The following is a 19,685-nucleotide window of genomic DNA, read 5'->3' as shown; positions in this document are numbered from 1 at the left end:
TAGTAAAAGAAAAAGTAACCGTAACACAAATGTCAAAACTATGGAGAAAAAGATGAAGGCATATCAAATAAAAATTGCAATAAAAAACTCACACCCACCTATTTGGAGAAGATGTATCGTACCATCGGGAATTACATTTTCACAGTTGAGTATTATTTTAAACAAAGTAATGGGGTGGAGTGGATACCATCTCTTTGAATTTGAATTTTATCATTTAGAGCTACAGATAAGAGAAGATGATAAGTCGATGGACTTCGTACCATTTGGAAACTTTGATTTGTTAGAGGCTTCTGAAACCTATATTAATGAATATTTGGAGGGGCAAGAGTGGTTTACCTACACCTATGATTTGGGAGATGACTGGTCACATCGTGTCACAATTGAGAAGGTGATAAGGGACTATGCATATAATTATCCATATGTAATTAAGTATAAAGGAAATTGTCCAATGGAGGATTGTGGTGGAATCGATGGTTATTATCAGACTTTAGAAATTCTAAGGGATGAGTCACATCCTGAACATAGCGATAGAGAAGATTGGATAAAATATATTGCTTATGACGAGGAATATGATTTAGAGAGCATCAATGATGATTTGCGAAATAGTTGTTTTGTAACATTAGGGAAAGGCGATACTCGAAGACAAATTGAAATCTATGAGGAAATATCGGAAAGTAATACAGGATTGATAGGAAGTAAGTCAGGAAAAAATAAGAAAAAACCAATAAAATCAAACTGGCATACAACAGACGACACATTAAAAAAATTGACAAATTTATATAATACATATATAAAAGAGAATAAATCTATTTATAATAATAAGTTGGCAGACATATTTGCTTTTTATGATAAAGAAGATATAAGGGAAATAGCGGCCTATCACAATATTTACACTTCATCTGATTGGAAAAAGTCTGTATTGATTGATTCGACTGTAGAAAAAATGCTACAGCCTCAAGTAATGAAAGAGGCGTTTATATTATTTCGAGATATCGAAATAGAAGTGTTTGAAAAAGTTTTAAGAGGAAAAGAATTGTCTGAGCTAGAGGAAATAATTTTGTTGGATCGTATTTATGACACAGGATATATTGGGATACAAGAGGATGAAAGTATTGAGATTCCAAGTGATGTTATAGAAGTTTATCATAAAATAAATTCAAGTATGTTTCAAGCAGACAGAGCGCATACAAGCTGGCTTTATGATTGCTTTACTTTTGCAGCTTTGTATTATGGAGTGGTACCGATTTCTGTTTTAGTTAAAGTAGCAAACCAAAACAAACAAATGTCTTTTGATAAGGAATCTCTTATAAAATATTTCTATATGATTCCAGAGCATTATAGAGACTTTGAAATAGTTGAGAATAGACTTGTTTACAAAAAACTATTGGGACAAGAAGTTACAAAATTCCTTGAGTGGCAGGGAAAAGACAAACCTTATTATATACCAGGAGAAGATGAAATTGCAGATGTTGCTATAAATGGATATTTTTCACAAGATAAGAAAATAATAGATGAATTGATTGCTTTTTTTATTTGTCATAATGTAAGTCCAATGGATGCAGAAATTCTTAGTACGCTTATTCAACAAGAGATTAGTATGGGATGTGAGCTTTGTGATATTTTTGATATTTTAAGTGAAGTAGATATATCTTTTAAGAATGAGAAAGAGACACAAAAATTTGTAGATATTTTAAGTAATGTTTGGAACAACACTAGGACGATTGTCAATAGAGGATATACTCCTAATGAGATGGCAGAGAATAATAATATTTTTTCTGGTATACGAAAAGGGAAATTCAAGGTTGATTTGGATTCCAATACAACATCAATACCAGTATTTGGTATGCCAAATGGGATAGGTGGTACGATAGATTGCAATTCAAAAAAAATATATCCGAATGATCCTTGTCCATGTGGAAGTGGGAAAAAATATAAAAAATGCTGTGGGAGATAGGATTAAAAAGAGGGATGTATTTGAGTGAAGGAGGGAGTACCTATGAATTATCCAAAGTTATTAAAGAAAGGTGATACCATTGGGGTATGTGCACCATCATCAGGGGTCGCACCTTATCTACATAAAGTTTTAGATCATGCAATTGCAAATGTTACAGGGCTAGGCTATCAAGTAATTGTTACGGATTCGGTAAGACATGATGAAAAGATGGTAAGTGCAGATGCAAAGACAAGAGCAAAAGAGTTCATGGAGCTTTATACAAAGGAAGAAGTTAGGGCAATTATTCCACCTTATGGAGGCGAATTTTTAATGGATATGCTTGTGCATCTTGACTTTGAATTGCTAAAAAGATTAGAGCCAAAATGGGTATGCGGGTATTCGGATATAACAACGTTGTTATTTCCACTTACCTTACAATGCAATATTGCTACGCTACATGGGTCTAACTTTATGAGTATGGGATTTAAGGAGATTCACTCCTCTGATTTGTTTTTATTTGATATTTTATCTAAGGAAAAATCGGTACAAATAAGCTCCGATTATTTTGGGGATTTTGTAAATTTCGGTGATGAGACATCTCAGGTGTACTGCCTTGACAAGAAGACAAGAATTATTGCTTTGGGATGTGAGGAACCCATTACATTTTCAGGAAGAATCATCGGCGGTTGTATGGACGTGCTATGTCCCTTGATTGGGACAAAATATGCGAATCTGAATTTATTTCAGAATAACTATCAAGCAGATGGGTTCATTTGGACCCTGGAAAGCTGTGAAATGAATGCGACCCAGATTTATCGTGCTTTATGGCAGATGCGTGAAAACAATTGGTTTAAACATTGCAATGGTATTTTGCTTGGAAGACCACGTGGATATGCGCCTCAGCAAGATTTTACAATAGGAGATGCGCTTCGTCTAGCATTTCAAGATTTGGATATTCCTATTTTATTTGGTTGTGATATTGGGCACATTCCACCTCAGATGCAATTGGTAAATGGGGCATATGCTATCGTGGAGTGTGAAAATGGAAAAATGAAAATAACGCAAGAACTGAAATAATGCAAAAACTAGATACATATGCAGGAGAAGGAACATGCAGCTAAAAGAGGTTGAAAAAAGAAAACATCAAAAATACAGAGTGAAAAAGAAAAATTATTTAAAATTGCATATGATTCCAGTACTTATAGCAACTATCATAGCAGTACTTGCTGTTTTTGTGGGATTAACTACTTTACAACAACGTCTTTTGGCACCAAAACAGTGGCTATTTTGTGAAATGGATCCAATCATGGCATTACCTTTTATTTTTAGTATTGTTTTACCATTTATGTGGTTATTTATGTGGATTGCCTTAAAAATCCGAAGAATAAGTGAGACATCGAAAGTCGATTTTCAAATTGGATATTCATTCGTTATGAAGTATAAGAAATGGACAGCTCTTGTTTGGGTTATTTGCTTATATTGTAGCTTTACAAGTGTGAATTTTGTTACAGAAAATACCATCATACACTATTCACCCATCTGTCCATTTGGAATTACATATTCATATGAAGATGTGGATAAGGTAAAGGCAGAATTTGGCTCAAAGCGGTTTACTGCTTTAGAGCATCAAAAGCTAGGAAATTTTTCTTACAGTATATATGTAGATAATAAAAAACTTGTTTTTGCTGTACCAAATATAAATCAAGAAATAAAACGTTATAAGGATTCCTATCTAGAATTAGAGGACTTTGACACATCCTTAATGCGATTGGGAGTAATAAAAGAAAGCGATGACACATATCAAGATGCGTGTGATTTGGATAAACAATATGTGGAACGTTTTTTAAGAATCATCAATCACAAATAAATTTTTGCCATTGCTTTTTCTACTTTCTCCTCTACACTACGATTTTCTTGCTCGTAATCAAAGGTCCATAATAACTATTTTAGTACAAATAATGTGATATAAATCAAAGGGGAGATTAATATGAGTGATGATTTTATAAACATAACAACAGATAATCTTTGGGATGAACATTTATGCTGTATTATCCGTAGTAAAAAGCCTCATCAAGGCATTAACGCAAAAAGACAATGGCTTTTGGAGAGATTAAAAGAAGGACATGTCTTTCGAAAGTTAAATGCAAAGGCGACCGTTTTTATTGAATATGCGCCTCTTGAATATGCTTGGGTTCCTATTACGGGTGAAAACTATTATTACATTTATTGTTTATGGGTTTTGGGTAGTTATAAAGGAAAAGGCTACGGGAAGTCTCTGATGGAGTATTGTATTGCGGATGCTAAGGAAAAGGGCAAATCAGGCATTTGTATGCTTGGTGCAAAAAAACAGAAGGCATGGCTTACGGATCAATCCTTTGCAAAAAAGTTTGGTTTTAAAGTGGTTGATACCACTGATAATGGGTATGATTTGCTTGCGCTTTCATTTGATGGAACAACGCCAAAATTTTTACAAAGGGCGAAAAGTCAAAAGATTGAAAGCAAAGAGCTTACAATATATTTTGATATGCAGTGCCCTTATATTTATCAAAATATTGAAATTATAAAACAACATTGTGAATCAAATCAGATACCCCTATCTCTAATTGAAGTTAACACGTTGCAAAAAGCCAAGGAATTACCTTGTGTTTTCAATAACTGGGCTGTGTTTTATAAAGGAAATTTTGAGACTGTGAATTTGTTGTTAGATGTTAAAAATTTAAAAAGAATACTTAAGAAGTAGAATATAATTACAAAGGTAGCTTAATCTTGTCTCCATTTCAGTATTGTAGTATAATGATTTGGTAAATAAATGGCGAAAGATTCGTCATTTTTTTAAAAGTTTCAGAAAAACTCTAGATGCTTATTCGCTTTTAAATGAAAAGACGAAAAGGGGAATATTATGAAAAAAATATTGCTTGTTTTTATTCTACTTTTATTACCATTACAGTTATTAGCTTGTTCTACCAATAAAGAAACAAGTATAATAAAAGAAGGGACTTATGTTTTGGAACAGTCAGATTCGAATCAAATTAATGTACCCACTATTATGATAGAAGGAAATCATTTCACGTTTTCATATGATATCTTGAGTAGTTATTTATCCAATGGAACATATGATTTAAAAGAAAATATTGCAACGATGACAACAGAGGATGGACTATATTCTTATGTATTTTTGGTTGAAAATGGCGTACTCATCTTTCAAAAAGATAAATCATCAGATGTTAAACTAACAGATGAAAGTATGGGAATTGAAATTATAGATCAAGCTAAATTTAAAATACAAACGAGTAAATGAAAGGATGAAAGCAATGATAAAACACATAGTAATGTTTACCTTAAAAGAAGAAAACAAAAAACAGAATTTGGAGACAGCAAAGGAAAAACTAAAGAATTTTGAAGCCGAAATTCCAAGTATTAAAAAATTTAAAGTTGTTACAAATGCAGAAGGTGCACCAGAAAGTAATTGTGATTTGGCACTTATTTGCGATTTTGAGGATATAGAAGGGTTAAATGCCTATCAAGTTCATCCAAAGCATGTGGAATTTGGTAAGTTTATAACCAGTGTAAGAGAAAGTCGTGCTTGTATTGATTATGAATGTTAAAAAACAAAGTTAATCTGTGGAGGAATACATGGAAAAAAAGAGTGATGGTTCCATTGTAAAATATCAGTTTCAACTTGAAAAACAGCAATCCATTCATTTTCATCAAGATATTGAACTGATTTATGTTCTTGAGGGAGAGATTACTTTACAGGTTGAAACAGAGGAGTATGAATTAAAAGCAGATGATTTGATTATCATAAACTCAAATAAAAAACATTCTTTCTGGGGAAAAGAAGAAGTACTCCTTGGGTGCTTTCATATTAATTATAAGCAACTAAGTGATTTGATTCATCATTCGCAGATTTTATTTTGGTGTAATTCTAAGATAGATAAAAATAAAGGATATGATACGCTTAGGGATATTATTAAGCAGATATTTAGCCAGTATTTTGAAGAAAGTGACCAAACCAAGATCTATATGTGGAGTTTGTACTATCAAATGATTCATGTTCTGCTAAGTAATTTTATGGTGAAAAGCGATGATCAACGTTTTCAACAAGAAAAAGATTTAGAAGAGGAGCGCGTTACCCAAATTCATAATTATATTTATGAAAATTATAATCGTCCAATTAGCTTAAATGATTTGTCACAGAAAATGTATCTATCAGTACCCTATCTTTCCAAATATATTAAAAAGAAATTTGGTCAAAACTTTATTGACTACGTGAACGAAATACGACTCTTTCATGCTATGGAAGATTTACTTTATACAGATAAAACGATTATGTATATTGCGATGGAAAATGGATTTGCAAACACCGCATCCTTTAATGCTGCTTTTAAAAAAGTATATGAAATATCACCTTCTGAGTATCGTCTACAAAAAAAGCCTCAGAGAAAAAAAGAAAAGATTATTATAGAAAAGAAAAAAAATGAATATATTGCAGAAAAATTAAATTCCTTTATGGAGAATAATTATTCTGGTGTAAGTACGAAATCAGATTTCCTACAACGTACCTTAATTGTTAATGCCAACCAAAATAGAAAGCTAAACAAGCCATGGAATAAAATGATTAATATAGGAGAAGCAAGTGATCTATTACGTTATGATATACAAAAGCACGTCTTGATATTAAAGGAGAAATTAGGATTTCGTTATGTTCGTTTTTGGAATATATATGGGGATGAGCTTTATTTAAATGAGAATAGTGACGAGGGAAATTATAATTTTGGAAAGCTTGATAAAATATTGGACTTTCTTGTCGAAAATGAGTTATATCCATATATTGAACTTGGTCATAAACCTCAAAAATTATATCGTAATGTAGAACGACCTATGGTGATTAAACAGACAGAATTAAAGTTTGATGATAATCATAGTTTAAATCGATTTTTAAATAGCTTTGCAGCTCACATAGCCAATCGCTATGGTATAGAAGAGATGGAACAGTGGTACTTTGAACAGTGGAACGATGAAAGATGGACGATAGAGCATGAAGATGCCAGTTTTTTTGAACTTTTTGAATTTACATACAAAGCCTTAAAGAAGATTTCTCCCAATATAAAAGTAGGCGGACCAGGAATTGGCATCCAATTTGGAAGCAAGAATTTATCGAATCTGCTTAAATTTTGGGAAGAAAAATCGTGTAAGCCTGATTTTGTGTCGTTATACTGCTATCCCTATATTGTTGGTAGCGAAGAAGGACAAAATTACGTCAAAATCTCAACGGATCGAGATTTTGTTAAGAATCAACTGAAAATGGCAAAAGAAATAATAAGTCAGACAAAATTTAGAGATATTGAAATCCATGTTTCAGAATGGAACTCAACCATTTCAAATAGAAATTCACTCAATGATAGTTGCTTTAAAGGCTCTTATAACATGAAGAGTATGATTGACAATATAGACCAAGTTGATATTCTAGGATATTGGATTGGATCTGATATTTTTGCAGAATTTTATGATAGTCAAATTTTGTTAAATGGAGCGTGTGGTCTTCTAAGTAAAGATGGAATTAAAAAGCCAGCTTTTTATGCATTTGATTTCATGAAACATATGGGAAACTATTTGCTTGGAGTAGATGAAAACAGTATAATCACTGATAAAGGACATAATAATTATGCGATTGCATGTCATAATTATCGCCATTTGAATTATAAATATTATTTAAAAAATGAAGATGAAATTATGATATCCAAACAATTCCAGTACTTTGAAGATTGTAAAGACTTAAAGTTAGATTATCAGATTGCAGGAATTAAGAATGGAGACTATCAGATTATCATTTACTCTGTGAACAATGAATTTGGAAGTGTTCAAGATGAGTGGAAAAAAATGGAGTATAGCAAGAACTTGACTAAGAATGAGATTGAATACTTCAATCGTATCTGTACACCACGAATCTTTATGAAAACATGTAAAGTGACAGATGGAAAACTAAATTTAGAAACAAAGCTTATGGCACAAGAAATTCAATATATAAAAATAAAATACTTATATGATTAAAGAGCAAAAAAGAACACATCTTTTTTGCTCTTGTTTTTTAAAAAAAGCAAAAACCTAAAGATAAGGCAAAAAGAAAAAGAAGTTCTGAATAAAAAAATGAACGCTAGAAGGTATCCTCTAATTATATAATTTAGATACATGATGATATAGGAAAAGTAGGAGGTATACAAGATGAGCAAAATAAAAGTAGGAATTATTGGATGTGGTGGAATTGCAAATCAAAAACATTTACCAGCATTATCCAGACAAGAAGATAAAGTAGAGTTGGTGGCTTTTTGTGATGTTGATATCGAAAGAGCCAAAAAGGCAGCAGAAAAATATGGTGTTGAGGGTGCAAAGGTATACGAAGATTATAACGAATTATTAAAAGATAAAACAATTGATTTGGTACATGTATTGACTCCAAATGTTTCACATAGTCCAATTACAGTAGCGGCATTTGAAGCTGGTAAACATGTTATGTGTGAAAAACCTATGGCACATAATACCGAGGCAGCACAGGCTATGATGGATGCTTGGAAAAAATCAGGTAAAAAATTTACGATTGGGTATCAAAATAGATTCCGTCCAGAAATCTTAACACTTCATGAAGCATGTGAAGCTGGAGAACTTGGTGAGATTTATTTTGCAAAGGCACATGCGATAAGAAGAAGAGCGGTTCCTACTTGGGGTGTATTCCCTGATAAGTCAAAACAAGGAGGAGGCCCACTGATTGATATTGGAACGCATGCACTCGATATCACATTATGGATGATGGATAACTATGAACCAGTATCTGTAACTGGATCTGTATTTGAAAAGTTAGGACATTTAGAAGAGGCAACAAAAGGAAATATGTTTGGAGCCTGGGATCCAAAGACATATGAGGTAGAAGATTCTGCTTTTGGATATATAAAAATGTCAAATGGAGCAACCATTTTCTTAGAATCTTCATGGGCAATTAATATGAAAGAATCAAGAGAAGCTTGTACTACTTTATGCGGAACAAAAGCAGGTGCAGAAGTGACTGGCGGAATGAGCCAAGAGGGTCATGAACTAATCTTTAATAAAACATCATACGGTAAATTGACAGAAGAAACCCTTTCACCTGGTGGAACGATTGCATTTTTTGAAGGAAAATCAGATAAGGAAGAGGATGTTGAATGTACACAATGGTTAGAAGCCATTATAAATGATACACAACCAGTTGTAAAACCAGAGCAAGCATTTATAGTAACAAAGATTTTAGATGCAATCTATAAGTCTGCTCAAAGTGGTAAAGAGATTATTTTTTAGGAGGTTTAAATGAAACTAGGATTTGTTAGTGCAATATTAGATAGTTATACATTTGAAGAAATGATTGATTTTGCGTCAAAACATGGCTTTGAATGTGTAGAAGTAGCATGTTGGCCAAAAGGGAAGGCAGAAAGAAGATATGCGGGAGTAAGTCATATTGATGTCTCGAATTTAGATGATGAAAAAGTAGCGTATATAAAAAAATATTGTAAAGACAAAAACGTAGAAATATCTTCCTTGGCGTATTATCCAAACACAATGGATCCAGATTTAGAAAAAAGAGCGGTTTATATCGAGCATTTGCATAAGCTAATTGATGCTTCAGCAAAACTTGGCATTAACATGGTTACAACATTTGTAGGACGTGATCCTAAGAAAACCGTTTCAGAAAATTTGGAGCTAGTAAAAGAGATTTGGCCTTCCATAGTAGATCATGCGAAAGAACAAAAGGTAAGAATCGCGATTGAGAACTGTCCAATGTTATTTACAGAGGATGAATGGCCAGGTGGTCAAAATATCATGACAACACCTGCAAACTGGAGAAAAGTCTTTGAGATATTAGATAGTGAATACTTTGGTATAAACTATGATCCATCTCATTTTGTATGGCAGCAGATAGATTATATCAAACCAATTTATGAATTTCGTGACAAAATTTTTCATGTACATTATAAAGACATCAAGGTATATCAAGATAAGCTAGCGGATGTTGGGATTATGGGAACACCTCTACAGTATATGTCACCAAAATTACCAGGGCTTGGTGATGTAGATTGGGGAAAATATGTTTCTGCATTAACAGATATTAAGTATACAGGTAATACATGCATAGAAGTCGAAGACAAAGCATTTGAAGGTAATGATGAGAGCGTACAAAAATCCTTGCTTTTAAGTCAAAGATATCTAAAACAATTTGTAATATAAAGTGTTGTAAATAAGCTTATATAAAAAGGGGAAGTTTTTACTTCTCCTTTTTATAAATTAGGAAAAATGGGTTAATATATGTGCTATACTATAATAAATAGAAATGGAAGGAGTAATACCTTGTATCGAGTACTAATAGCAGATGATGAAGTGAATGTATGTATGTTGATAAAGAAATTAATTGACTGGGAATCCTTGGATCTAGAAGTGATTAATGTGGTACATAACTCTGTGGATGCTTTTGAGAGTATAGAAAAGCACCAACCTGATATTGTAATTAGTGATATTAGAATGCCTGGATATGACGGGCTTGTGCTAGTGCAAAAATCACTTGAACTCTCAAAAAAACCAGAATTTATTATTATTAGTGGCTATAAATATTTCGAATATGCACACCGTGCACTTAGTATGGGAGTAGAGCATTACCTATTAAAACCAATTAACAAGACTGAATTAGAAAAATCATTAGTTAGAATTATTAACAAGTTAGAATTGTTTAAGCAAAAAGCAGATGCTCAAAAACAGTTAAAAGATGAGATATATACAAGCAGGAAAACAATGAAGAAGCATTTTCTCACAAGTATTATGAATTTTGATGGTCAAGTTCTAAATGAGCGTGAATTAAAGGAGGAATATCATTATAATTTTAATGATAGTTGTTTTCAGGCAATATTTGCAAAGGTAGATTTTCCGATTCAAGGAATCGGTGAACTAAAGGGGTTACTTTCAATTGTTGAAGATGTAATAGATGGAATTTTAAAAACGAGTGGTTATGAGTATATCAACAGCACCATGAAAAGTGGAATTGTATCCGTTATCAATTTTGATATTTCCGATAAGAAAAAAGTACAAGATATGTACAACCGTATTCTAGATCAATTAATGTATGAAATGAATAAATTTCATCTATTTACAATTACCATTGGAGTAGGTGAAATCGTATACAATATTTCAAGCGTTAAACTGACTGTAAAAGGCGCGACAGAAGCAGTAAAATGCCGCATCAAAAAGGGAGTAAACAGAATCATTTATAATGAGGATTTGACATATAACAAAGTTGAATTAAAGAATTTTTTTAAAGAAAGTAATAAAATTATAAATTTAGTAGAAATTATGGATTTTCCAGCGTTGCATTCATATATTGAAGAAAAAACAATTCTTTTGAGGCAAACTCCTTTTTACTCACCAGTCTCTGTATTTGATTTATGTGAAATGATAGAAAAACAAATTATAGAAGCGTTAATCAAAATAAACGCAGATGAAAGGATAATAGAGAAAATTCAAGAAGAATTTGAAGTTGCCATGGATATGTGCCTGAAAGAAGAAGCGCTAAATCGTGAGTGCCGAAAAATAGTTTCAGAATGTATTGAGTTATTAATACAAGATAAAAAAAACAAGAGCCAGCTACCAGTTCGACTTGCCAAACAATATATTCAAGAGAATTATCAAAAGCAGCTTATGCTTGAGGAGGTAGCAGAAGCTACCAATTTAAGTCCATCTTATTTAAGTACTATTTTCAAAAAGGAATTAGGAATCAGCTTTACAGACTATCTCATATCTTTAAGAATGGAGAAGGCAAAGGAATTATTAAAAACAACCAATGACAGTATCCTACAAATTGCAGAGCAAACGGGGTATTCGGATTCTAGATATTTTAGTAAAATATTTGTAAAAGTAGTTGGCCTAAAGCCGTCTGTATACAGAAAGTTATATATGTAAAAAGAGGTACGAATGAAGAAAAAGTACAGTGGATTTCAAAGAAGAGTAATTTTGTTTAGTAAAATTTCATTTGCTGGACTCATCGCGGTAAGTGTAAGTAATGTAGTGTTATCTATTTGTTTTGTAAATGAAAAGTTAACACAAAGTGGATATACCATACTATTAGTGCTTGGATGTATTTTTTTAGGTGTTCTCTCGCTGTTATTTTTGCAGTATGTCATAAAACCGATTCGAGTACTTGAAGATACAATTGAAACGTTAAATGATGAGTCATTTGATTACAAGTTGGATAAGGATTCTTTAACAGATAGTCTAACTCGTATTTTGGATAAGTATAAAAGCAGCATAGAAAGGGAACATGCAGAAATTGTATTGCGTCAAGAATCAGAGTATGCACAATTACAAAGTCAGATTAATCCTCATTTTTTGTATAACACTTTGGAAGTAGTGCGAGGCCAAGCGCTCATCGATGATAATTATAAAATTGCAGATATGACGGAAGCACTGGCCAAATATTTTCGCTATAATATTGGAAAGGATAATGATAAAGTTCCACTATCAGAAGAAATTGATAACGTATATAACTATATTAAAATTCAACAATATCGTTTTGCGGACAAATTTTCGTTTCATATCTATGTGCACGATGATTCAAAAGAGTATAAGAATTGTATGATTCCAAAAATGACGTTACAACCAATTGTAGAGAATGCTATTTTTCATGGCATTGAGGGTAAAATCGGACAAGGAACGATTGACTTGCATATTGTTACGACAGAGGAACGTTTGATTGTGAGTGTTGCTGACGATGGAATAGGAATGAATGAAGAAACATTGACGCAGATAAATCAGAGTCTGAAAAAACATGCAATTGTTCTTAATTATAGTAAAAAGAAAAAACAAAATGGAATTGCCTTAGAAAATGTAAATAATCGCTTAAAACTTTTATTTGGTAAGGAATATGGAATCAATATATCAAGTACTTGGATGGTTGGAACTGAGGTTGAGATTACAATTCCAAAGGTATTGATGGAAGCGAATTAGGGTGGAATAAGTGAATGAAAAAAGAAATTCTAAGAATGGAAAATATATATGCAGGTGATTCTCCACCATTTCTTTTAGACAACTTTCATCTTAGTGTAAATGAAGGAGAGATTGTTAATTTAATTGGTTTGTCAGGAGCAGGGAAAACGTTGCTGTTGAATTACTTTAACGGTAGTGTAGTATTAAATTCTGGTAGAACAATATGGGATAGGAAGGTATTTGAAGCAGGAAAAGCCTTTCATCCAGATCCAAGATTAGCATGCATTGGGCATAAAAGCACACTCGTTGAAAAAATGACAGTTGCTGAAAATATTTTTGTATTATCAAGAACGAAAAAAAGAGGTTTTTTTATTCAACATAGAAATATTATCTATAGAACCAAACTTTTACTAAGTGAATACGCCCCTGATATTAAGCCTAATATGCTAGTGGACGAGCTAAGCCAATTTCAAAGACATGTTGTTGCATTACTAAGAGCTGTAGAAAATGAAGCAAAATTAATTATTATTGATGATATATTTCAATTTTATGGTCATCACGAAATTATGTTGATGATAAAATTACTTATGAAATTAAAAAATAATAACATATCAATTCTTTATGAAAGTCATAATGAAAACTTTATTATAAATATATCAGACAAAGTGGTAATTATGCGTCGTGGAATGAATGTACGCACCTTTTATCAAGAAGATTACCGTTCGGATCTGGCAACACAACTTCTTCTTGGAAATGATATCCCAAAAGTGGTACAAAGATCTACTCACAAAAAAGAGGAATGTCGACTTGAGTTTAAGAACTTTTATTGCGGGGATAATGCTAAGAATGTTAATCTAAAGATTCATAAAGGCGAAGTGATTGGCTTCTATGATTTGGAGAATAAAGCAAATAAAGAAATTGCTCTTTCATTAGTTGGTGAGTGTGAAATAAAACGTGGCCATTTGTACTATAATGAAGAATTGTATATTCCAAGAGATATTGATTATGCAATCAAACATAATATTGGTTATGTACCAAGAAGTATGACACATGTTAATTTAGTTGATAATATGAGCTTTATGGATAATTTGTTTTTACCTGTAATGAAAAAAACAAGTAAGTATCATTTTTTAAATGACTATTCTGTTTTGAAATTTTTATGCAAAGAATATATGGAGGAACTTGGAGTACCAGAAAAAGATAAGTATAAGAAGGTAAAAGTCTTTGACACTTACATTCGAAAAAGTATCTTATTCACTCGTTGGGTTCTTTTCAAACCTCAGATTATTGTTTTTATTGAACCATGTTCAAATGCAGATATATTAATGCAAAATATTATATATAATGCGATAGAAAAATTAGCAAAGCAAGGATGTAGTGTAATTATTACTTCTCCCTATCTAACAGATTTAAAGCCAATCTGTGATAGAATCATAATTACAAATGAAGACAGATTTATCGAGTTAAATATAAATAAGTGAAAAAATTTGCACTTTTTCAAAAGATACTCTCATTGTTATGAAAGAAGATAAAACCTATAATATGTATACAAATTCATATAAAAGGAGAAAAGGTATGAAAAACAAAATGTTAAGAGTATTCCTTTGTGTAACGATGGTAGTGATGATGGTTGCAGGATGTAGTACGAAGGACTCAAAAAAAGAAACAGAGGCTTCCAGCAATGAAATTAGTTCAGGGGTTGAAAAAGAATTAGTTGGATTTGCAATTTCCTATACTGGAAATGACTTTATGCAGGGATTGGCCAATATGGTAAAAGAGAAATTTGAGTCAGAGGGGTATGAATGTCAGGTTGCTTCTGCAGATGGAGATGCAACTACTCAAATTGAGCAAATTGAAAACTTTGTTACAATGGGGGCAAAAATGGTTCTTGTAATGGCAGTTGATCCGACAGGACTTCAAGATGTTGGAAAAAAGGCAATCGAATCAGGGACTGAAATAGTTGCATTTACAACAAAAATTGAGGGTGGAGAAACAACATATGTAGGTTCTGCTAGTGAAAAAGAAATCGGTAGTGCAATCGCAACACTTGGATCTGATTGGATTGACAAAACATTTGCAGATGCACAAGACGGCACAGTTGAAACCGTAATTTTTGGTTATTCTGGAACACCAGAAGCAGCAGAGAGATCCGAAGGAATCAAAGAAGAAATTGCAAAGAATGCAAAATGTAAAGTTACATATATGGAACCAGAAAGTAATACGTTGGATGCCGCACAACAGGCAGCAGAAAACCTGTTTCAGACAAATCCAGATACTAAGCTTATCCTTTGTTACAACTCAGGCATGTCAAATGGTGTAAATGCCTATATTATGTCTAGTGGCTTAACAGTAGAAGATAAAGCAACCTTTGGTTCTGATATTAGTGGCGAAGTATTGGCTAATATTGGTGCTTCAAAAACAAATGCTAGTATTGTAAGAGGGGCTGTATCTTTAGGAGATTATGAGGCCATGTGGACAGACCTTTGGGTACCATGTAAATTAATTCTTAGAGGAGAAGTAGATCAGGTGAAACCAGAGTACTTAGGTGAGACAGAATTAATTACGCCTGATAATATGCCTAAAAGAGATTAGAAGAATCAAATAAAATAGTAATAATAAAGGGAACTATCATATAAAGATGATAGCTCCCTTCTTTGGATAAGAAAAACAAAAACGCAAATAAAAGCTTGTTAGAAAGAAGAGTATCGATGAGAGAAAGATTAAAGAACTTTATTGGAGTAAAAGCAGCCGTTGTATCTGGTCAGCAGGAAGAGGAACACTTTCATAGAGATTTGGAACTACTATTTATATTGGATGGAGAGGTAACCGTTTTTCAGGCAGGGGAAGCTTACAAACTTAGAAAGGATGATTTGTTTTTAATTAATACGAACAAAAAACATTTTATTCATGCAAATCAGGATGCAATCATATATAGAGTGTACTTTACTTATCATTTTATAGCTGAATTAATTCAAAAGGAATTTTTTCTTTTTTGGTGTAATACAACCATCGAATATAATTCTGATTATGAAGGCTTGCGTAAGATTTTAAGGGAAATGTTATTTCACTATTTGGATTTTGGAGAAGAACAAGTGATTAAACAATATAGCTTACAGCTAAAGCTGCTAGATTATCTTGTTAGACATTTTACGATAGAAATGAATACAACATCTCCACAGACATATAAAGAAAATGAATATCGATTAGAATTTATTCTAAATTATGTTGATATTAATTATATGCATTCTATTAGTTTATCTGAAATTGCAGAAAAACTATACATATCAAGTTCTTCCTTATCGCGTTTTTTTACGAAAAAAACAGGCGAATCCTTTGTTGATTATGTGAAAAAAATACGCTTACAATATGCAGTGGAGGATCTATTGTATTCAGATAAGGCAATCACAAGAATTGCCATTGATAATGGGTTTTCGAATCCATCAGCATTAAATAAAATATTTCGAGAGTCCTTTGGAATCACTCCGACTGAATATAAAAATAAGAGAAAAGGAAAAAAAGCAGAAGAAATCGTAATACAAAGTAAAGAGGTTCTCAAAAGTTTATTGACTGAAAAAAGTTCCTATGCAAAAGAATATGAATCGGAAGTGGCACAAAAAATAAATGTAAGTATGAATATCTCTACGGATTTTAATACGTGGGAAAATAAAATAATAAACATTGGATCAGCCGCTATTGTTTGTGAAGCACAGATACAAGAACAAATATTGTATATAAAAGAGCATTTAGATTTTGAATATATCAGAGTTTGGAATCTGTTTTCAAAACGTTTTATGCTAATGGAAAAATCCCCTTATGAGGAAATAAACTTTGATCGTATGGACGCTGTTCTAGATTTCTTTGTTCAAAATAAAATGAAGCTGTTTTTAGATATGGGAAATCGTATTGATACAGCTGTAGTTAATAGACAATCCAATTTGTATAAAACAGTGGAATGTGTATCCTTTGAAAGTAGTGATGAGTGGAATGTGATGTTAAATAAATTCCTATCACATATTGTAAAAAGATATGGGGTTGAGATTGTGGAAAATTGGGTGTTTGAATTCACCTTCTTTTTGCCCAAAAGGCCCTATTATAAGACGGAAAAGTATAGCGCTACTGGTGTTTGGGAAGCAGGTTATGAGTCTGTTAAGAAGCATATTTCAAACGCAAAAGTTGCAGGACCTGGAATGATGCCCATGACTGATTTAAAATTAATGGAACAATATATAGGCTCTTTTTTACATTCAAAGTATCAGCCAGATATTTTTACGTCCATATCGTTTCCCTATGTGGAATATAAAGAGGAAGATGAAGTATACAAAAAGAGGATGACAAACCCTAATTTTTTAATTGATCAAACACAATTAATAACAGATATTCTAAATAAATTTAATTTTAAATCGAAGTTTTTTATTACAGAATGGAGCAATAGCCTTGCGAATCGAAATTATATTCAAGATAGCTGTTCCAGAGCAACCTTTATTTTGAAAAATATATTTGCCGTAAATGAAAGAGTAAATGCTATGGGGTTTTGGTATGGCTCTGATTTATTAAATGTTTATTATGACTCTAGAAAAATATTAAATGGAAGTTCAGGAATATTAACAAAAAACGGAATATGCAAGCCTTCCTTTTTCGCATTTTGGTTTTTAAAAAAATTAGGAAAGAAGGTTATAGAAAAGGGAGCAAACTATATTGTAACCACAAATGAGTTTCAAAGCTTTCAGATTCTATGTTTCAATCATGTGGAGTTTGGATTAAATTACTTTTTAAAAGAAGAGGATTCCTATGAAGCCAGAGAATTGAATACTTTATTTAAAGACAGTAAATCCATTCAAATTAAAATTATATTAAACAATCTTATCAATGACAAGCAGTATTTGATCAAACAACGAGTGGTAAATGAAAAGCATGGAAGCATCTTGGATAAATGGATTGAATTAGGAAGTGAACAGGAATTAGGACCAGAAGATATCATTTATTTAAAGCAGACATGTGTACCACATATGAGTATTAATAAAAAGACCGTAAATGGGAACAAGCTTCAGCTTGATGTCGAGTTATTACCGCATGAAATGAGATTCATTCAAATTTTTGAAAAATAACATGTTATAGAATTTACAATGCAATATTTAATAGTATAGATTTTGCGTTATTTTATCTTGCAAAGCTTTTTTGCAATTTTTAGATATGATATTACAAGTTGTGAAAAGTGATAAGCGCATAATTTCGATATAATACTCTTGCACCATAGCAAAAGGCGAATTCGCTGAGATATTCTATTAATGTATTTTTCAAGAAAGGATAAGTGAATATGAAAAAAGATGTTTTGGCAGGGGAAATTATTACTCAAGCAGGAGGAGTTGACAATATTAAGGTTGCTTCGCACTGTATGACCAGACTTAGAATTAGAGTAAAAGATGATGCACTAATCAAGGTAGAGGGAATTAAAAAATTAGAGGGTGTTTTAGGTGTTGTTGTAAAAGAAGAAGAATATCAAATTATTATTGGTCAAAGTGTTGGTAAAGTTTATGATGAAGTAATTAAAATAACTGGTTTAAAAGAGCAAGACATGGTCGTTGATGAAGAAACCAGAAAACAAGATTCCAAAGAGAAGAAAAAGGCTAGTCTAGGGGGAAGACTGCTAGATACCATTGCAGGAATTTTTATTCCAGCTATTGGCTTAATTGCAGGAGGAGGTGCTTTAAAAGGATTTCTTGCAGTATTTGTTCAATTTGGGTTACTTCAGGCAACAAGCGGTACTTACATTACATTATATGCACTAGGAGATTCGGTTTTTTACTTTTTCCCAATTATTATTGGGTATAATGCAGGCAAAAAGTTTGGAGGTAATCCTATTATTTCTGCTGGCCTTGGTTGTGCGTTGATTTACCCAACCATACTAACAGCAGTTTCAGAAGGTACTGCATTTACTTTATTTGGGTTACCATTAAAATTAATGAACTATACACAAAGTGTTCTTCCAATTATCTTTATATCTTTTTTGGCAGTTAAATTAGAAAAATTATTTAAAAAGATTTTACCAGATGTTATGCAAGTGATTTTTGTACCGATGTTTACAATTATAGTAGCTGGATCACTCGGATTTTTAGTGGTAGGTCCTGTGGTTACGGCATTAGGTAATGGTGTAGCATTCATTGTCAATACGATTTATGGTGCCTCACCAGTTCTGACAGGTTTTGTTATGGGAGGAATTTGGCAATTAGCTATTCTTGCGGGCATACAATGGGGACTTGTTCCGCTTTTTATTCAAAATGTTACAACGCTTGGCTATTGTCCAGTTATGGCAACACTTGCATGTACTGTTTTTGGTCAAGTAGGAGCAGCAGTTGCAGCAGGACTTAAATCAAAAAATAAAAAATATAAATCAATTGGTATTGCAGCAGGTGTGGCAGGTATTCTTGGAGTATCAGAGCCAGCTATATATGGTATCAATGTGCCAGCAAAAAAACCGTTTTTTATTGCATTAGGAGCTAGTGCAATTGGTGGCTTTGTTGCAGCAGCGTTTGGGGCCAAACAGTTTGTACCAGGAGGCGCAGGTATATTTGTATTACCAGGTATGATCAATCCTCAGACAGGACTTGATACTGCATTTTGGGGTGTTGTAATATCTTGTATGGTTTCTCTTATATTAGCATTTGTTCTGACAGCATTCATTGGAACAAAAAATACATGTCTTAGTAAAACAGATAGTGAAATAGCAAGAGACTAAATAGAAATAAAAGAAAAGAATGAAATG

15 protein-coding genes are annotated in these 19,685 nt (G+C 32.3%); all 15 read left to right on the top strand.

Features of this window, described 5'->3' with window-relative positions:
* The first annotated feature begins 52 nt into the window (after window positions 1–52).
* The 15 genes from F7O84_RS13040 (at window position 53) to F7O84_RS12970 (ending at window position 19,658) form a co-directional block, all read left to right on the top strand.
* Window positions 53–1,954, top strand: coding sequence for a plasmid pRiA4b ORF-3 family protein (locus tag F7O84_RS13040; RefSeq protein ID WP_192451751.1), 1,902 nt, complete (start codon window positions 53–55; stop codon window positions 1,952–1,954).
* A 42-nt stretch (window positions 1,955–1,996) separates the two neighbouring features.
* Window positions 1,997–3,010 carry a S66 family peptidase gene (locus F7O84_RS13035; RefSeq protein ID WP_151145941.1) on the top strand — a complete coding sequence of 338 codons (1,014 nt, stop codon included), beginning with the start codon at window positions 1,997–1,999 and terminating at the stop codon, window positions 3,008–3,010.
* A 34-nt stretch (window positions 3,011–3,044) separates the two neighbouring features.
* Window positions 3,045–3,800 (top strand): hypothetical protein, encoded by a 756-nt coding sequence (locus F7O84_RS13030; RefSeq protein WP_151145938.1) that lies wholly within the window; start codon window positions 3,045–3,047, stop codon window positions 3,798–3,800.
* Window positions 3,801–3,920: 120 nt separating this feature from the next.
* Window positions 3,921–4,673: a GNAT family N-acetyltransferase gene (locus F7O84_RS13025; RefSeq protein WP_151145936.1), complete on the top strand. Its 753-nt coding sequence runs from the start codon at window positions 3,921–3,923 to the stop codon at window positions 4,671–4,673.
* A 159-nt stretch (window positions 4,674–4,832) separates the two neighbouring features.
* The gene (locus tag F7O84_RS13020) at window positions 4,833–5,231 is read left to right on the top strand and encodes a hypothetical protein (protein WP_151145932.1); all 399 of its coding nucleotides are present in this window, start codon (window positions 4,833–4,835) and stop codon (window positions 5,229–5,231) included.
* 13 nt (window positions 5,232–5,244) lie between these two features.
* The gene (locus F7O84_RS13015) at window positions 5,245–5,538 is read left to right on the top strand and encodes a Dabb family protein (protein WP_151145929.1); all 294 of its coding nucleotides are present in this window, start codon (window positions 5,245–5,247) and stop codon (window positions 5,536–5,538) included.
* Window positions 5,539–5,566: 28 nt separating this feature from the next.
* Entirely contained in the window at window positions 5,567–7,984 is a 2,418-nt protein-coding gene (locus tag F7O84_RS13010) for a GH39 family glycosyl hydrolase (RefSeq protein ID WP_151145926.1), read from the top strand.
* Window positions 7,985–8,155: 171 nt separating this feature from the next.
* Window positions 8,156–9,259 carry a Gfo/Idh/MocA family protein gene (locus F7O84_RS13005; protein WP_151145923.1) on the top strand — a complete coding sequence of 368 codons (1,104 nt, stop codon included), beginning with the start codon at window positions 8,156–8,158 and terminating at the stop codon, window positions 9,257–9,259.
* 9 nt (window positions 9,260–9,268) lie between these two features.
* The gene (locus tag F7O84_RS13000) at window positions 9,269–10,183 is read left to right on the top strand and encodes a sugar phosphate isomerase/epimerase family protein (protein ID WP_151145920.1); all 915 of its coding nucleotides are present in this window, start codon (window positions 9,269–9,271) and stop codon (window positions 10,181–10,183) included.
* 120 nt (window positions 10,184–10,303) lie between these two features.
* Entirely contained in the window at window positions 10,304–11,902 is a 1,599-nt protein-coding gene (locus F7O84_RS12995) for a response regulator transcription factor (RefSeq protein WP_192451750.1), read from the top strand.
* Window positions 11,903–11,914: 12 nt separating this feature from the next.
* A complete protein-coding gene (locus F7O84_RS12990; RefSeq protein ID WP_151145915.1) occupies window positions 11,915–12,946 on the top strand; it encodes a sensor histidine kinase in 1,032 nt (343 codons plus the stop codon).
* 14 nt (window positions 12,947–12,960) lie between these two features.
* Entirely contained in the window at window positions 12,961–14,406 is a 1,446-nt protein-coding gene (locus F7O84_RS12985) for an ATP-binding cassette domain-containing protein (protein ID WP_151145912.1), read from the top strand.
* Window positions 14,407–14,500: 94 nt separating this feature from the next.
* On the top strand, window positions 14,501–15,517 hold the full coding sequence (locus tag F7O84_RS12980) for a sugar ABC transporter substrate-binding protein (RefSeq protein WP_192451749.1): 1,017 nt from the start codon (window positions 14,501–14,503) through the stop codon (window positions 15,515–15,517).
* Between the two features lie 62 nt (window positions 15,518–15,579).
* On the top strand, window positions 15,580–18,030 hold the full coding sequence (locus F7O84_RS12975) for a GH39 family glycosyl hydrolase (RefSeq protein ID WP_151145906.1): 2,451 nt from the start codon (window positions 15,580–15,582) through the stop codon (window positions 18,028–18,030).
* A 209-nt stretch (window positions 18,031–18,239) separates the two neighbouring features.
* Window positions 18,240–19,658: a PTS transporter subunit EIIC gene (locus F7O84_RS12970; RefSeq protein WP_151145904.1), complete on the top strand. Its 1,419-nt coding sequence runs from the start codon at window positions 18,240–18,242 to the stop codon at window positions 19,656–19,658.
* Window positions 19,659–19,685: the final 27 nt, after the last annotated feature.

The sequence above is a fragment of the Candidatus Galacturonatibacter soehngenii genome, assembly GCF_008830185.1.
Taxonomy (GTDB): Bacteria; Bacillota; Clostridia; order Lachnospirales; family Lachnospiraceae; genus Lachnotalea; species Lachnotalea soehngenii.
This window is presented reverse-complemented; position numbering and strand designations above follow the sequence as displayed.

Bases quoted from the DNA above. Each gene is read 5' to 3' on its own strand.
- F7O84_RS13000 (WP_151145920.1), top strand. From the start codon at position 9,269: ATGAAACTAGGATTTGTTAGTGCAATATTAGATAGTTATACATTTGAA.
- F7O84_RS12980 (WP_192451749.1), top strand. From the start codon at position 14,501: ATGAAAAACAAAATGTTAAGAGTATTCCTTTGTGTAACGATGGTAGTG.
- F7O84_RS13035 (WP_151145941.1), top strand. From the start codon at position 1,997: ATGAATTATCCAAAGTTATTAAAGAAAGGTGATACCATTGGGGTATGT.
- F7O84_RS13040 (WP_192451751.1), top strand. From the start codon at position 53: ATGAAGGCATATCAAATAAAAATTGCAATAAAAAACTCACACCCACCT.
- F7O84_RS13020 (WP_151145932.1), top strand. From the start codon at position 4,833: ATGAAAAAAATATTGCTTGTTTTTATTCTACTTTTATTACCATTACAG.
- F7O84_RS13005 (WP_151145923.1), top strand. From the start codon at position 8,156: ATGAGCAAAATAAAAGTAGGAATTATTGGATGTGGTGGAATTGCAAAT.
- F7O84_RS12970 (WP_151145904.1), top strand. From the start codon at position 18,240: ATGAAAAAAGATGTTTTGGCAGGGGAAATTATTACTCAAGCAGGAGGA.
- F7O84_RS12985 (WP_151145912.1), top strand. From the start codon at position 12,961: ATGAAAAAAGAAATTCTAAGAATGGAAAATATATATGCAGGTGATTCT.
- F7O84_RS13015 (WP_151145929.1), top strand. From the start codon at position 5,245: ATGATAAAACACATAGTAATGTTTACCTTAAAAGAAGAAAACAAAAAA.
- F7O84_RS12990 (WP_151145915.1), top strand. From the start codon at position 11,915: ATGAAGAAAAAGTACAGTGGATTTCAAAGAAGAGTAATTTTGTTTAGT.
- F7O84_RS13010 (WP_151145926.1), top strand. From the start codon at position 5,567: ATGGAAAAAAAGAGTGATGGTTCCATTGTAAAATATCAGTTTCAACTT.
- F7O84_RS13025 (WP_151145936.1), top strand. From the start codon at position 3,921: ATGAGTGATGATTTTATAAACATAACAACAGATAATCTTTGGGATGAA.
- F7O84_RS13030 (WP_151145938.1), top strand. From the start codon at position 3,045: ATGCAGCTAAAAGAGGTTGAAAAAAGAAAACATCAAAAATACAGAGTG.